This window comes from Dryocola clanedunensis (assembly GCF_038405435.1).
Classification (GTDB): domain Bacteria; phylum Pseudomonadota; class Gammaproteobacteria; order Enterobacterales; family Enterobacteriaceae; genus Dryocola; species Dryocola clanedunensis_A.
In genome coordinates, this window is the sequence record NZ_JBBYHZ010000001.1 from 425,935 (window position 1) to 441,724 (window position 15,790).

Sequence of the window (15,790 nt, forward strand, 5' to 3'; positions counted from 1 at the left end):
TTTTATTACGTTGCTGTCGCGGCTAATGGCATAACTAGCGTCCACCAGCCTGACAGCGCCAGACAGGGTCCAAAGGGCAGAGGTTCGCCTCGCCCTGCTCGTCCGCTCAGACGCAATAACAGGAAAATCAGCATCCCCGCCAGCGCGGCTACCAGCAGGAGCATCGGCAGCCTCTGCCAGCCGCACCAGGCCCCCAGCGCGGCCAGAAGCTTAAAATCGCCGTAGCCCAGCCCCTCCTTCCCGGTTGCCAGCCGCAATCCCCAGTAGAGCAGCCACAGGGATAAATAACCGACGACGGCGCCCAGTACGGCATCGCTCAGCGGCACGAGCGCGCCGTGCAGATTCGTCAGCAACCCCAGCCATAACAGGGGGAGCGTGAGAACGTCCGGCAGCAGCATCTGATCTATATCTATGGCAATAAGGGCAATCAGCAGCCACACGCAGAGCGCCAGCGCCATCGCAAGCAGCCCGGGGGGACAATACAGCGCGACTGACCCGCTGCCCAGCGCCGCCGCCGTTACCACCAGCGGGTAATGCCAGCCCGTACGCATTCCGCACTGACGGTAGCGCCCTATAAGGCGGTTCAGTACACAGCCAGCAAGCAAACCCAGCCCGCACATCAGCGATATCCATAAGGCGTCTGTCATAGCCGATCCTCCTTTGATCAGCAGCTCAACAGGGCTATGAGTACGCTATTTCTGACGGAAAATAATCCTCTTCAGTATTGAATTGCGAGGGGTCTTCCAGAATATTTACGCGATCGGCTTAGCGCGATGCTGCGGCCCGGCATCCCGCCGGGCCGCTTTCAGTCCACCCTACGCTAAATCCTCGCCGTTGCTGGCAATCACTTTCTTATACCAGCCGAAGGACTTCTTGCGGCTGCGGTTCAGCGTGCCGTTGCCCTCGTTGTCTTTATCCACGTAGATAAAGCCGTAGCGCTTTTTCATTTCGCCCGTCCCGGCGGACACCAGGTCGATGCAGCCCCACGGGGTGTAGCCCATCAGGTCTACGCCATCCTCAACGACCGCTTTTTTCATCTCCGCGATGTGGGTTGCCATGTAGTCAATACGGTACTGGTCGTCCACCGTGCCGTCGCTCTGCTTCACGTCAATCGCGCCAAAGCCGTTTTCGACGATGAACAGCGGCAGCTGATAGTGATCCCAGAACCAGTTCAGGGAGTAGCGAAGCCCCACCGGGTCAATCTGCCAGCCCCAGTCGGATTTCTGGACGTGCGGGTTGGAGACCAGGCTCTTCGATTCGTCGTAATCCAGCTGCGGGTTGTCATCCGTTGCTTTGGTGGCGAACGACATGTAATAGCTGAAGCCGATGTAATCGACGCAGCCCCCGGCCAGCGCTTTATGGTCTTCAGCGGTGATATCCAGCTCAAAACCACGGCGGGTAAAGTAGCTGAGCAGGTGCTGAGGATATTTACCGCGCACGTGCACATCGGTGAACCAGTAGCGGCGGTGCATGGCGTTCATCGCCATCATCATATCGCGCGGCGCACAGCTGAGCGGATAGATGGGGCACATGGCTATCATGCAGCCCACCAGCAGGTCAGGATTGATTTCACGCGCGGCTTTCACCGCCAGGGCGCTGGCAACCAGCTCATAGTGCGCGGCCTGGAACATCACCGGCTCGCGGTCTTCGCCCGGCTCATACTTAAGGCCGGAGTTGGTAAACGGCGCGAAATCCTCGTGGAAGTTAGCCTGGTTATTGATCTCGTTAAAGGTCATCCAGTACTTCACTTTGTGCTGATAGCGGGTGAAAACAACTTTTGCGAAACGCACGAAGAAGTCGATCAGCCTGCGGTTGCGCCAGCCGCCGTACTCCGTCACCAGGTGGTAAGGCATTTCGAAATGAGACAGGGTGATCACCGGCTCGATACCGTGCTTCAGGCACTCATCAAACAGATCGTCATAGAACTGCAGGCCGGCTTCGTTCGGCTCCTGTTCGTCCCCCAGCGGGAAGATGCGGGTCCAGGCGATGGAGGTGCGGAAGCATTTGAAGCCCATTTCCGCAAACAGCTGAATGTCTTCTTTATAGCGGTGATAAAAGTCGATAGCGTCATGGTTCGGATAATTTTTACCCGCCAGCACGCCGTCAGTAATTTCGCGCGGTACGCCATGCGCTCCCGCCGTCATCACATCCGCTACGCTTACGCCTTTGCCACCTTCTTTCCAGCCGCCTTCCAGCTGATGCGCAGCAACCGCGCCGCCCCACAGGAAACCTTCTTTAAATCCGGACATAGTCTTTCCCTCTGTTAACGGCCACGCTCGGGCGACCGGTAGTGCTGTAACGGTGAGAACCGTGGACAGGAAATGGAATTTTGATGATTAACTTTCTGGATAGTAATGAAGATAAAGCGCCTGAGGCAAATAGCGCACCGGTTGGAATTAAACCTCTTTTGCACCTCTTAAGCGTACGGCAGGCAAGGCGCCAGAAGCACCCTGAATGTTTCCAGACGCAGAGGTCCACTTACCGGGCCTTTATTGCACCACTTTTTTACCGGAAATTGTGATCGACCTTCATGATTGCCCCGCACGGGGCGGGAAGATCAGTCGGAGGTAGGGGACATTTTGCGCGGCAGAAAATACTTCACCTGGAATTCAAACGCATTGGTATAAAGAACCGAGAAATCAACTGGATGATTCATTTCATCTACGGACTGGGTTTCCATCCTGAGGACAGGATCGCGGCTGCTGATGTGCAGCATTTCTGCAATTTCCGCGCCGGGCAGAACGGGCTGAAATGACTCATAGCAACCATGAATTTTTACCCCGCACTCATCCTCAATGTAGGAAAACTTGGAGTTTTTCATATGGCTGACGGTCAGATCGGGAAAGCGGTTTACGGACAGCCAGGTCTCTTCCACCTGCATGGGCACGTTGTCGATATGGCGCAGCCGCTTGGCGTAATAGACCGGTTCGCCAACGGCCAGCTTCAGCCGCTGGGCTATCTCCTGCGAAGCGCTCTGTAACTCAAACCTCAGCACCTGGCTCGTCGGCTTTTTGCCTTCACTTCTGGCAATTTCCGTAAAGCTGTCCATGTGCGTGACGGAGACCTGAAACTGCTTGCTGCGCAGATAGGTTCCCGAGCCGTGACGTCGCTCAATCAGCCCTTCATTTTCCAGCACTTTCAGCGCCTTTCGCAGGGTATTGCGCGAGACGTTGTAAAGCTCAGCAAGCGCCTTTTCCGACGGCAGCATATCGCCAACCGCACGGCCGGGGCTGCCGATCCTGCTTTTGAGTAAATTGACGACCTCTTTGTAAACCACGTTTAACCCTCTGGAAGCCGAAACAAATCCTCTGGTTATTTTTCACCCGCAGGGTGTACACCAGACTTTCTTTTTACCCATATTGAGAGGGTTAAGGTGAAAAATATACTACTTGTTTGTGCGGCGGGCATCACCCGTGCTAATTCAGGGAATGCACCTGCTGATAGGAGATGAGTTCCGAGCGCAACGATCTTAGGGGTGCATCAGGCTGCTGATGGCAAAGTTGGGTGAGGATGGGGGTCAGCACCAGCTCGGCTTCGTTAAAATCCGTCCATTCTCGCGCAGAGGAAGGCGGCCGTTCATTCACCAACCAAATCACCATGGGAGTCCGGGCACGGTTATCCATCGCGAGGTAGTCACGGCAGCGTATAATTCCTTTTGCCCCATCGCTGGGACCGCAAACGGGGGGAAGACATGCCAGCAAAAATGCCAGACATAGGGGCAGATGGCAAAAAGTCGACATTTTTATTCCGCTAATGGCGTGGTATTAAATATAATAAAGCCAGCCCTTGCGGCCCTGGCGGTAATTCCCGCGCAGAATACTCCTCCTGCAAATATTAAACACAAGAGCCAGCCTTTATATTGGAAGGATTAATCCTACAGTCGTAGGATTAAAGCCACAAAATAATGTTAATGGTTTGCATTAAAAATATAAAATAAATGTACTTCTCAACATCCCAGACTGCCTATGTTAAGATCTTATTAACTCAGGATCATCACTCAAAAATTATAATACCGTAGCGTCATCTGCTTCTGGCATCGCCATCTCTTTTTTACATCAGGATATAATACGCAATGAACGCGATTATCGTTGACGATCATCCCCTGGCGCGGATCGCCATCCGCAACCTTCTTGATACCAACGGCATCACCGTCACCACCGAGCTGGACAGCGGCGAACATGCTGTTCACACCGTCGAAAATATCAGGCCCGACCTGCTGATCGTGGATGTCGACATCCCCGGCATCAGCGGTATCGAAGTGCTGGAGCAGTTACGCAAACGCCGCTATGCCGGAATAATTATTGTTATCTCAGCGAAAAACGAATTGTTCTACGGCAAGCGGAGCGCGGAATGCGGTGCGAATGGGTTTGTAAGTAAAAAGGAAGGCGTGAACAATATTCTGGCAGCAATAGAAGCCGCTAACAGCGGCTACAGCTATTTCCCCTTCTCGCTCGAGCGTTTTAGCGGTGCCGCCGTTACCGAGCAGGATAAACTCGATACGCTCTCTACCCAGGAGATGAAAGTATTACGCTATATCCTTAATGGTATTGATTACACCACCATTGCCAGCAAAATGAACATCAGTAATAAAACCGTCAGCACCTACAAAAGCCGCCTGATGGAGAAATTAGAGTGTACCTCATTAATGGAGCTCTATGATTATGCGCAAAGAAATAAAATAGGATAAGAGCATGTCGAGTTCTTCATTTTATTCTCTGATTTTATTTTTTTGCCTCAGCTACTCCGCCGTGGCCCAGCAGCTCACGCTTAAGAGTAATTTTCACGCCCCGGTGGCGGACCTGAAGTTAAACGCACAGGAGCGGCAGCTGCTGGCGAGTAAAAAAAGGCTGACGGTCGGCACCTGGCTGCCGGAGGTTTCCCCCATCGTCTATGAAAGCAGCGGTGAGGATTACCTTGGGGTCAACGCAGACTATCTCGCCTTAATGCAAAAAAGCCTGAACGTGAAGGTCATCATTAAGCAGTACGCCAGCCAGCAGCAGGCGCTGGCGGCGCTGGCCCGCAACGAAGTCGATACTCTACTCACCCAGCTGTCGCACGAGAAAGAAGTGGGTAAGCACCTGCTGCGCTCTCCGGCGCTGATAAAAACCTGGCCGACGCTGGTGACCACGCTGAAAAATACCCTCCAGCCGCTGGCGACGCGCAAAACCGTGAACGTCGCCTGCGTAAGGGATTGTGCGTTTATGGGCGCAATCAACGCGGCATTCCCCCATGCCCACATTAATCTTTACGATACCGATTATCAGGCCATGTCATCGCTGATAAGCGGGGAGAACCAGTATTTTATCGGCAATAACATCACCACCAGCCACTGCATCTCCCGCTATTTCTCGCAGTCGCTGGTCGTCACGCACTACTTCAACCAGCAGGAGCAGGACAACTATTTTGTCACCAACCGGCATCAGCCGCTGCTGCGCAATATCCTTGAGCGTTTCATCCTGTCGATTGGCAACGATATCCATATGCGGATCATGCAAAACTGGCTGAACCGCGGCAATCTTTCCTGGCTGAATACGCCCCTCTCTTTTAACGCCGATGAAAAGGCCTGGCTTGAGAAGCACGCCAGAGTTCGGGTGTTGATTAATCCCTATTTCCCCCCCTTCACCCTTGTCGATCGGGACGGAGAACTGCGCGGCATCATGGGCGACCTGCTCAATATTATTAAGCTGCAAACCGGTCTGGAATTTGAGGCCGTACTGGTGCATTCCAGCAGCGAGCAGGAGAAAGCCATGTCTCGCAGCGGCTGGGAGATGTTCCCCGCAGCCGTCTCCGGCAGCGAGCAGCCAGCCTCCCCCGCGTTTAGCGATCCGGTGATAAACGTCTCCTTTGTACTGGTCACCACGCACCGCGAAGCCGCCGACAGCCTGCTGGCAAAACCGCGGCGTATCGCGCTGCCGGTCGGGCGGTATATGGCGCTGGATCTGAAACAGCGCTATCAACAGGTTGAGTGGGTCGGTGCCAATGACGTGGCCGCCGCGATGAAAATGCTCAGTGAGGGCAAAGTCGACGCGGTTGTGACAACCGAGCTGTCCGCCCGCTATATGATTGACCACTACTATCCGCAAAGCATGCGCTACCAGCGTCTGCCAGGCATGCCCGCAGCCGCCATTAGCTTTGTTATGCCGCCCGATGAGCCGCAGCTTAAATCCATTGTGAACAAGGCGCTGCAGGCCATTCCGCCACGTGAGATCCTTCAGATGACCGAGAAGTGGTCGAAAATCTCCACCGTGCAGATTGATACCTGGCAGCTTTACAGCAAGCAGTTCTATCAGGTCGTGGCCTTTGCGCTGGTGCTGATTGTCATCAGCCTCGGCTGGGCGCTCTCCCTCTCCCGCGAAGTACGTAAAAGAAAGCAGTCGCAGCAGCTGCTTGAAGAACATCTTCGGCTTAAAGAGACGCTCTCCCACGAGCTGGAAGCGGAAAAAGATAAGGCGATTCAGGCGACGCGGGCAAAAAGCCGTTTCCTCGCCAGCATGAGCCACGAGCTGCGCACGCCGGTCAGCTCAATCGTCGGCTTCTTAGAGCTGATTTCAGGCAACGAACTCACCCCCGGCCAGCGCAAAGAGGCCATTGCCCTGACCGGCGCGACCGCCCAGTCGCTGCTGGGGCTTATCGGCAAGATCCTTGATGTGGATAAGATTGAGTCCGGCAAATACCAGCTCGTGCGGCAGTGGACGGACATTACGCCCCTTGTCGATCTGCAGTGCCACTCGTTCGATGCGCTTGCCCGCCAGAAGGGCATCGCCCTGCGCTGCGTCAGCCATCTTGCGGCCAGCGAACGGGTGCTGATTGACCCGCAGGCGCTGCGACAGATTCTCACTAATCTGGTGGGCAACGCGCTGAAGTTCACGGAGCAGGGACACATCGACGTTTCCGCCCGCCTTATGCCCGATATCGACCAGCACGGTACGCTCATCCTGACGGTCAGCGACACCGGCTGCGGCATCAGCGAGGAAGAGCAGTCGACGCTGTTTCACCGCTACGCTCAGGCCCGGCAGGGACGCGCGCAGACTGGCTCGGGCCTGGGGCTGGTTATCTGCAAAGAGCTGGTGTCTCTGATGGAGGGTCACCTCGGGATGACAAGCCTGCCGTCGCAGGGAACAACCTTCACCATCACGTTGCCTGTAGAGACTGCCCGACAAGTGCCAACAACGGCTCCGGATGCACCGTCGTCAGCCGCGCCGCTTCACCGGCTGTCCATTCTTATCGCTGACGACAATCCAACCAACCGCCTGCTGCTCAAGCGCCAGCTTAATACTATCGGCTATAGCGTGGATGAAGCCTGCGACGGTGAAGAGGCGGAAGCCAGGGTCACGAGTAAGCACTATGACCTGCTGATCACCGACATGAATATGCCGAAAAAAGATGGCCTGGCGCTCGCTGAATCTCTGCGTCGACAGCACTACAGGCTGCAGATCTGGGGGCTGACCGCCAGCGCACTTTCCAGCACGCGGGAGCAGTGTCTGCAAAGCGGCATGGACCGCTGCTTGTTTAAGCCCGTCTCAATCCAGTCCCTGGCGGATGAGCTGAACACACTTGATGCGGGCCATCGATCATCCTGCGTCACTCAGCATCTGAAGCTCAGCATCCTGACCGAGAATACCGGCGGGGATCGCGCGTTGATGAATGAAATCCTCGAAACCTTCCGCGAAGCGTCAGCTAACGATATTCAGGCCGCTGAATTAGCGGTTGAGCAAGGCGATCCGCAGGCGTTTCTTCGTGCGCTGCACCGCCTGCATGGCTCGGCGCAAATCCTGGAGATCGGCACGCTGCAAAGCCTGTGTGAACCTTTTGAATCCCGCCGCCATCACTCTTTGTCGCAGGCTGAGTGCCAGGCAGCGCTGCAGCACGTCACCGCAATCATGAAAGATATAGAGGTCGAGATCGACAGCTTAATCAGCCATTAAAAAAACCTGGTCGGGCAGAGTGAGTTGCCCGACCAGGAAAAGCACATCCCTGTCGCCTTCTCAGGAAAGAAAGTCAGGCTTAGTTACCCGCCACCAGCATTTCGCTGTCCACGACGATGCCCTCTTCTGCGCCTTTCAGCACCAGATTCGCTTCGTAATATTTGCCGCCTTCCAGCAGTTTCTGCGCCTGAGCAGCTGCTTTACGGGTCTGCTTTAGCGGCATCAGATATTGAGTTTCAACTACACCAATTCCGGCCAGGCGCAGCGTGTCGACTGCACCTTTCTGGTCGCCCTTCGCCATTTTTGCGTTAGCGGCTTTGATGGCGGATTCCTTTTCCGGGCTGGCAATATAGTCCTCAGACAGCGCCACGGTGGCATTGATGACCACGTACTGGTCGTCAATCATCTTCGCTTTTGCATCGGTCTTCACAAACTTAGCCCAGGCGCTGGTGTCCCCGGCCAGCAGCGACACGGCATCATTGGTCAGCTTCTTCGCGCTGTCCGGCTGGCCGTGGAACAGCGCGAGGCGGGCGAACTGGATGTCACGCATGGCGTTTGCGCCCTTCACCGCGACCTGCATCACGTCGGCAGCTTCCTTCTGTACCTTCGCCGTAGCAGCCTCAGTCTGCGCCGGGGTAGTGGTTGCTTCGGCCCAGACGGATGAGGAACTCAACATGGTTGCCAGCAGGCTCGCCAGAATAACTTTTTTCATTATTTACTCCTGATTGAATGAGGTATTTGTCACCAGACAACGCAAGCATAAATAATAATTAACCAGCCTGAAATAAGAGCGCATGATGGATATTGCCAGCCCATTCTTACGGCTGACAGACGTAGGCGACAGCGTATAATAAAAGTTCTCCACTCTTATTTACGGCAACCGTAACCCGCCCTACCATTCTTAGCATCAACCATTTATTAAATAAAAACACCGGCTGACTGGCTTTTATTTGATAGCGGAGAAATCATGTTTATTTTTAATCACTACAGTCTGCGAGCGCTTAATGAAAGCACACGTCTTCATTATAAAAAGCATGCACTGGTCATGGCCATATTGCTTATTATTTGTGGCGTGTGCTGCCTTATTTATCCGTTCATCGCGGGTATGTATATCGCCCTGCTGAGCGGCATGATGTTTATGATCTGCGGCTTTTATACGCTTTACAGCCTGATCGTCTTTCGCAAACAGCCCTGCAAATCCAGGCTCGCCTCGTGCTTTTTCGCCCTTGCCTGGCTGCTGCTCGGCTACTCGTTTATCGCCAGCCCGCAGGTCGGTCTGAACGCCCTGGCGATAATTTTATGCTGTCTGTTCTTCATCGGCGGGGTTGCCCGCATCGTTTCCGGTTTCACCATGCGCGGCCATACGGGCTACATCTGGAGCATCTGTATCGGTATTTTTGACCTGATAATAGCTGCCGTCTGGTCAGGCATGTCTCCTCAGCAGTCTTCTCAGTTCACCACCGCATTTATCGGCCTGGAGATGCTTTTCAGCGCGGGGGGATATATCGCTTTACGCATTAGCCTGGCGCGAGCACAGCGCCAGAAAATGATTATCAAAAAATCACGGTAAACACGGGAGTATTAATGAACCACAGAAAAGTCATTCCGACATTCATTGCCTGCGCCGCTATTGCGCTATCTATTAACAGTGCTTTTGCGCTTCAGGAAACCACGCCACAAAATATGACCTGTCAGAAGTTCACGGATATGAACCCTAAAACCATGACGCCAATTGCATTTTGGGTAGTCAATAAAAATACAGATTTTAAAGGTGGCGATTACATTGACTGGCATGAAGTGGAAACCGTGTCGGTTCCGCAAATGGTAAAACAATGCAATCAAAATCCGCACGCGAAATTAGGCGAACTCAATCTTAATGCCAAAAAATAACCTATCATTGATTAAGGATTAATTATGACCATGCTGATTCAACCAGTCGAAAATGAAAATGACGATGTTTATGCTTCCGTAGATTTATCCCGCGCGCTGCCAAAAACAAAATTTCCCTGCAAGGAAAGAAACCCACGCCATGTTTTTCATGCCATTCAGGATGAACTCATGCTGGACGGCAATTCGCGACAGAATCTTGCAACCTTTTGCCAGACCTGGATTGACGATGAGATCCGCCAGCTGATGGATCTTTCCATCGACAAAAACATGATTGATAAAGACGAGTACCCACAAACGGCCGAAATAGAACAGCGCTGCGTGAACATGCTCGCCGACCTGTGGCATTCCCCGGCAGCCGCCGACACCCTGGGCTGCTCGACCATCGGCTCTTCCGAGGCCGCCATGCTGGGCGGGCTGGCAATGAAATGGCGCTGGCGCAAAAGCCGTGAAATGGTGGGCAAACCGGCCGATAAACCAAACCTGGTCTGCGGCCCGGTGCAGATTTGCTGGCACAAATTCGCCCGCTATTTTGACGTTGAGCTGCGTGAAATCCCGCTGGAAGGCGACCGTCTGATGATGACCGCGGACGAGATGCTCAAATATGTGGACGAGAACACCATCGGCGTGGTGCCAACCCTGGGCATTACTTTCACCTGCCAGTACGAACCCGTAAAAGAAATCAACGACGCGCTCGATACCCTGTTTCAACAGACTGGTCTGGACATTCCGATTCACGTTGATGCCGCAAGCGGCGGGTTCCTTGCGCCATTCTGCGCGCCCGATCTCGTCTGGGATTTCCGTCTGCCCCGCGTGAAATCCATCAACGCCTCCGGCCACAAGTTCGGTCTTGCTCCACTCGGTGCAGGTTGGGTTGTATGGCGTGAAAAACAGGATCTGCCGGAAGAGCTTATCTTCAACGTCAACTACCTCGGCGGCAATATGCCAACCTTCGCGCTGAACTTCTCGCGCCCGGGTGGGCAAATTGTCTCGCAGTACTACAACTTCCTGCGCCTGGGCCGCGAAGGCTACCGCAAAATCCACCAGGCCTGCTACGCTACCGCGCAGTATCTGGCCCGCGAAATCGCCGCCATTGGTCCGTTTGACATTATCTTTGACGGCAGCAGCGACAACGGCATCCCGGCGCTGACCTGGGCACTGAAAAAAGGGTATCAGAACGACAGCTTCACTCTCTATGACCTGGCGGACCGGCTGCGCAGCCGCGGCTGGCAGGTGCCCGCCTACTCCATGCCATCCCATCGGGAAGACTTAGTTGTCCAGCGCATTCTGGTACGCCACGGCATGAGCAACGACCTGGCCGGGCTGCTGATCGCCGACCTGAAACGCACGCTGGAAGCGTTGGAGAAAAACCCTGTCACCCAGCCGTTGACCGCAGAAGAAGCGGGTGGTTTCAACCACGCATAGCCCCCTGCTGCAGAAATCTAAGAGCCCTTCGGGGCTCTCTTCTTTAATCGTGAATGTCCTGCGGAGAGAATATGTCCACCGTAATAGCCCCTGCCTGCCCCCGGCAGCTCAGCCTGCTTGGCTTTTTCGCCATTACCGCCTCCATGGTGATGGCAGTTTATGAATACCCGACCTTTGCCACCTCCGGCTTTAGCCTGATCTTCTTCCTGCTGATGGGCGGCCTCTTCTGGTTTATCCCCGTCGGCCTGTGTGCCGCTGAAATGGCCACCGTAGAAGGCTGGAAAGAAGGCGGTATTTTCGCCTGGGTCTCCAGTACGCTGGGAGAGCGCTGGGGGTTTGCCGCCATCTCTTTTAGTTATCTGCAAATCGCCATCGGCTTTATTCCAATGCTCTACTTTGTGCTTGGCGCCCTCTCTTACATCCTTAGCTGGCCCGAGCTGAACACCGACCCGCTGGTCAGAACCGCAGCGGCGCTGATCATACTCTGGGGGCTGGCCCTCACCCAGTTCAAAGGCACCCGCTATACCGCCAGCATCGCCAAAATCGGCTTCTTTTTTGGCATTCTGTTTCCAGCAATCGTGTTGGTGGTGCTCGCAGCCTGCTGGCTGATTCACGGTCAGCCGCTGGCGATTGAGATGACGACCCAAACCTTCTTCCCTGACTTTTCTAGGATGGGCACGCTGGTCGTATTTGTGGCGTTCGTACTGAGCTATATGGGCGTGGAAGCGTCGGCGACCCACGTCAATGAAATGGCAAATCCATCCCGCGATTATCCGCTGGCGATGGTCCTGCTGGTGATCGCCGCCATCGTGCTTAGTTCGGTGGGAGGACTGTCGGTCGCCGCCGTGATTCCCCACGAAGAAATTAATCTTTCTGCCGGGGTGATGCAGGCGTTCAGCACGCTCATCGGCTATTTCGGGCCTGGGTTTGAATGGGCGATACGCGGGATTGCGGCGCTGCTGATGCTGGGCGTGCTCGCAGAAATTGCCTCATGGATTGTCGGCCCGTCCCGCGGCATGCTGGTAACCGCGCAAAAAGGTCTGCTGCCCGCTCGCTTTGCGAAGGTGAATAAGAACGGCGTGCCGGTGGCGCTGGTGGTCTGCCAGTTAATCATTACTTCGATTGCCATCGTGGTGCTTACCAACACCGGCGGCGGCAGCAATATGTCCTTCCTGATTGCCCTGTCACTTACCGTCGTTATCTATCTGTGCAGCTACCTGATGCTTTTCCTGGGATATATACAGCTGGTGCGCAAACAGCGCGACAGAAAGCGTGCCTTCCAGATCCCCGGCGGCAAGCCGGTCAAACTACTCGTCGCCGCTTCCGGCCTGATCGTCTCCGTGCTGGCGTTTATCGTTTCGTTTATTCCGCCGACTTCGCTGCCGGGCGCACATACCCAGGACCTTTACGCAGAGCTGCTGATCGTCTGTTTCGTGCTGGTCTTCGTGCTGCCGTTTATCGTTTATATGTTCCGCAGTAAAACCCCCGTGCCAGCCCCGGAAATTTCCCCCGTGACCGTCGCGGACGCCCCATCCGGACACTTTTTCATACATCCTAAGGGACGCTCGTCACATTTACCCAAACGGTAGATCTTTAAATGTTCCCCTCACCTTCAGGCGAGAGGAACAAATTATTTAACGCTTAATCCAGATCCATCCCGTTGCTGGCGATGACCTTCTTATACCAGTGGAACGATTTCTTGCGGGTGCGGGCGAGCGTGCCGTTGCCCTGGTCGTCGCGGTCAACGTAGACGAAGCCGTAGCGCTTGCTCATCTCGCCGGTCGAGGCCGACACCAGATCGATGCAGCCCCAGGAGGTGTAGCCCATCACCGGGATGCCGTCTTCTATCGCTTCGCCCATCGCTTTGATGTGTTCTCGCAGGTAGCTGATGCGGTAGTCGTCGTTGATTTCGCCCTGCTCGTTGACGACATCTTTCGCGCCCAGGCCGTTTTCCACCAGGAACAGCGGCTTCTGGTAGCGGTCGTACATCATGTTCATGGTGATGCGCAGGCCCAGCGGATCGATGCCCCAGCCCCACTCGCTTGCCTCGATGTACGGGTTTTTCAGGGACTTGACGATGTTCGCCGCGTTGCTGTTGTTGTCGTTCATGTCGGCAGACGCGCAGCGGGAGGCGTAGTAGCTGAAGGAGACAAAATCGACGGTATCCTTGAGGATTTCGCTGTCGCCCGGCTCCATTTCAACCACGATGCCCTTCTCTTTGAACAGTCGTCTGGCGTAGGAAGGATAAGCCCCGCGCGCCTGCACGTCGATAAAGAACAGGTTTTCGCGATCTTTTTCCAGCGCCGCCCAGACGTCTTCCGGCTTGCAGGAGTACGGATAAAAATTCCCGCCCGCCAGCATGCAGCCGACCTGGTTTTCCGGGTTCACCTCATGGGCGATTTTGGTTGCCAGCGCGCTCGCCACCAGCTCGTGGTGCGCGGCCTGATACTTCACCTGCTCTTTGTTATCGTCTTTTTCAAACACCAGCCCCGCGCCGGAGAACGGGCTGTGCAGCATGATGTTGATCTCGTTAAAGGTCAGCCAGTATTTCACCAGCCCGTCGAAGGCTTCGAAACAGGTGCGGGCATAATGCGTGAAGAAATCGACCATTTTACGGCTGCGCCAGGAACCGTATTCGCGCACCAGATGCATCGGCACGTCGAAATGGCACAGCGTCACCAGCGGCTCAATGCCGTGCTTTTTGCACTCGCTGAACAGGTCGCGGTAGAAGGCGATGCCCGCAGCGTTCGGCTGCTGTTCGTCGCCGTTCGGGAAAATACGGCTCCAGGCGATGGAGGTGCGGAACACGGTGAAGCCCATCTCCGCCATCAGCGCGATATCTTCTTTGTAGCGATGATAGAAATCTATCGCCCCGTGGCTTGGGTAAAATTCGTCATCGCGCAGCGCAAAGCGTTTCTCCACGCCCAGCTTAACGGCCATACGGTCTTTACCGTGCGGGATCATATCTACCGTGGTAATGCCCTTGCCGCCTTCAAGATACGCGCCTTCGGCCTGGTTGGCGGCGATAGCGCCGCCCCATAAAAAGTCTGCCGGGAAAATGGACTCAGCCATGAAATAGCTCCTGTTTCTTTAATTAACCTGTACGGCCCGCTGCGGGCTGGCAACGGGCGCCTGTTCTTTTGGCTCTTCAACCGGGATATCTTCAAAGCCGAGCACCAGCGTCAGAACGAACGACAGCACCACCGCAAGGGCCATGACGCCAAACACCCAGACGATGGTCATCGGGTTGGCCGGGTCAAAGAACTGTACGCTGGTAAACAGCCCCGGGGAGGCCATCGAGTGGCTGGCAAGCCCCGCCACGCCGGCCACGCCGCCGCAGACAAAGCCGCTGATTAGCGCCGCGATGAGCGGGCGCTTCAGACGCACGGCCACGCCGTACAGCGCGGGCTCTGAAATACCTGCCACAATGGCGGAGGCCGCCGCTGCAAGCGCTGTCTGGCGCAGCTCCGGGTTTTTCGTTTTCCATGCCACCGCAAGGGAAGAGCCGCCAAGCGACAGGTTCGCGCCAATTTCCGACGGCATTACCATGCCCTCTTTGCCCGTTTCCGCAATGGTCTGGATAATGGTCGGGGTGAACACGCGGTGCATGCCGGTCATCACCAGCAGCGGCCACAGCCCGCCCATAATGGCCACGGACAGCCAGCCCAGGTAACTATGCACGGTGTAGACCAGCGAAGAGATCCCGGTACCGATCCAGATACCCAGCGGGCCGATGAGCATGATGGCAATGGGTGCAGCTATCAGCACGATCAGCATCGGCTTGAGGAAGTTTTTTGTCACCGCAGGAGTGATTTTATCCACCCAGCGTTCAATGTAAGAGAGCAGCCAGGTCATGCACAGCGCGGGAATTACCGTGTAGGTATATTTCACCGCCGTGACGGAAAGCCCCATAAATTCAACAGGCTGGCCCTGTGCCGCCTTCGCCATCAGGTCAACGAAGTTCGGGTGTACCAGCACCCCGGCAATAGCAATCGCCAGCGACATGTTGGTTTTGAATTTCACCGCGGCGGAGGCCGCCACCATCACCGGCAGGAAGAAGAACGCCCCGTCGCCGATAACGTTGAGGATAACCAGCGTCGAAGAGCCTTTCTCAAAGACGCCGGTCATATCCAGGATCATCGCCAGCAGCTTGACCATTGACCCGCCGATGATTGCCGGGATCAGCGGTGACATGGTGCCGATCAGCGCATCCAGAATGCCCGCGCCAATGCGCTTCAGGGTGATCTTCTGTTTTACCGGGGCAACGTCTGATGTCCCGCCCGCGCCGCCCGGCAGCAGCTTCTGCACTTCGGCATAGGCCTGTGAAACCGTGTTACCGATAATCACCTGGCACTGGTTCTCGCTTCTTACCACGCCCAGCACGCCGCTGATGGATTTCAGCTTACCCGCGTCTACCGCGGCATCATCGTTGAGGACAAAGCGCAGGCGCGTCATGCAGTGCGTGACGGCGGCGATATTGCCCGCTCCGCCAAGGGCACTGACTATCGATTGGGATACTGCCGCATAATTCTTAGACATGTTTAACAGTTCTC

Annotated in this window: 13 protein-coding genes; 6 read left to right on the top strand and 7 right to left on the bottom strand. The window is 55.3% G+C overall.

Annotation, left to right across the window (positions count from 1 at the left end):
- Window positions 1-5: 5 nt before the first annotated feature.
- The 4 genes from AAE045_RS01930 to AAE045_RS01945 form a co-directional block, all read right to left on the bottom strand.
- Window positions 6-647 (bottom strand): prepilin peptidase, encoded by a 642-nt coding sequence (locus AAE045_RS01930; RefSeq protein WP_455546242.1) that lies wholly within the window; start codon window positions 645-647, stop codon window positions 6-8.
- Between the two features lie 168 nt (window positions 648-815).
- Window positions 816-2,249, bottom strand: coding sequence for a 6-phospho-beta-glucosidase (locus AAE045_RS01935; protein ID WP_455546243.1), 1,434 nt, complete (start codon window positions 2,247-2,249; stop codon window positions 816-818).
- A 308-nt stretch (window positions 2,250-2,557) separates the two neighbouring features.
- On the bottom strand, window positions 2,558-3,277 hold the full coding sequence (locus tag AAE045_RS01940; RefSeq protein WP_455546244.1) for a GntR family transcriptional regulator: 720 nt from the start codon (window positions 3,275-3,277) through the stop codon (window positions 2,558-2,560).
- A 139-nt stretch (window positions 3,278-3,416) separates the two neighbouring features.
- On the bottom strand, window positions 3,417-3,740 hold the full coding sequence (locus tag AAE045_RS01945; protein WP_455546245.1) for an HdeA/HdeB family chaperone: 324 nt from the start codon (window positions 3,738-3,740) through the stop codon (window positions 3,417-3,419).
- 332 nt (window positions 3,741-4,072) lie between these two features.
- Between AAE045_RS01945 and evgA the strand changes: the two genes are divergently transcribed.
- Both evgA and AAE045_RS01955 read left to right on the top strand, forming a co-directional pair.
- Window positions 4,073-4,687 (top strand): acid-sensing system DNA-binding response regulator EvgA, encoded by a 615-nt coding sequence (gene evgA / locus AAE045_RS01950; RefSeq protein ID WP_455546246.1) that lies wholly within the window; start codon window positions 4,073-4,075, stop codon window positions 4,685-4,687.
- A gap of 4 nt (window positions 4,688-4,691) precedes the next feature.
- The gene (locus AAE045_RS01955) at window positions 4,692-7,925 is read left to right on the top strand and encodes a response regulator (protein WP_455546247.1); all 3,234 of its coding nucleotides are present in this window, start codon (window positions 4,692-4,694) and stop codon (window positions 7,923-7,925) included.
- A 79-nt stretch (window positions 7,926-8,004) separates the two neighbouring features.
- Here AAE045_RS01955 and AAE045_RS01960 read toward each other — a convergent pair whose 3' ends face one another.
- Window positions 8,005-8,637, bottom strand: a complete 633-nt coding sequence (locus AAE045_RS01960) for a YfdX family protein (protein WP_455546248.1) — start codon at window positions 8,635-8,637, stop codon at window positions 8,005-8,007.
- 255 nt (window positions 8,638-8,892) lie between these two features.
- On the opposite strand from AAE045_RS01960, the gene AAE045_RS01965 reads away from it, so the two are divergent.
- The 4 genes from AAE045_RS01965 to gadC all read left to right on the top strand — a co-directional run bounded on the left by AAE045_RS01965 (window position 8,893) and on the right by gadC (window position 12,826).
- Complete coding sequence (locus AAE045_RS01965) at window positions 8,893-9,495, top strand: DUF308 domain-containing protein (protein ID WP_455546249.1); 603 nt, start codon at window positions 8,893-8,895, stop codon at window positions 9,493-9,495.
- A 14-nt stretch (window positions 9,496-9,509) separates the two neighbouring features.
- Window positions 9,510-9,815, top strand: coding sequence for an acid-activated periplasmic chaperone HdeB (gene hdeB, locus AAE045_RS01970; RefSeq protein WP_455546250.1), 306 nt, complete (start codon window positions 9,510-9,512; stop codon window positions 9,813-9,815).
- Between the two features lie 30 nt (window positions 9,816-9,845).
- Complete coding sequence (locus AAE045_RS01975; RefSeq protein ID WP_455546576.1) at window positions 9,846-11,237, top strand: glutamate decarboxylase; 1,392 nt, start codon at window positions 9,846-9,848, stop codon at window positions 11,235-11,237.
- 71 nt (window positions 11,238-11,308) lie between these two features.
- Entirely contained in the window at window positions 11,309-12,826 is a 1,518-nt protein-coding gene (gene gadC / locus AAE045_RS01980; RefSeq protein WP_455546251.1) for a glutamate:gamma-aminobutyrate antiporter, read from the top strand.
- A gap of 52 nt (window positions 12,827-12,878) precedes the next feature.
- Here the strand turns inward: gadC and AAE045_RS01985 are convergent, their stop codons facing one another.
- Together AAE045_RS01985 and ascF are read right to left on the bottom strand one after the other, a co-directional pair.
- Window positions 12,879-14,309 (bottom strand): 6-phospho-beta-glucosidase, encoded by a 1,431-nt coding sequence (locus AAE045_RS01985; protein WP_455546252.1) that lies wholly within the window; start codon window positions 14,307-14,309, stop codon window positions 12,879-12,881.
- 18 nt (window positions 14,310-14,327) lie between these two features.
- The gene (gene ascF / locus AAE045_RS01990; protein ID WP_455546253.1) at window positions 14,328-15,776 is read right to left on the bottom strand and encodes a PTS cellobiose/arbutin/salicin transporter subunit IIBC; all 1,449 of its coding nucleotides are present in this window, start codon (window positions 15,774-15,776) and stop codon (window positions 14,328-14,330) included.
- Between the last annotated feature and the right edge of the window lie 14 nt (window positions 15,777-15,790).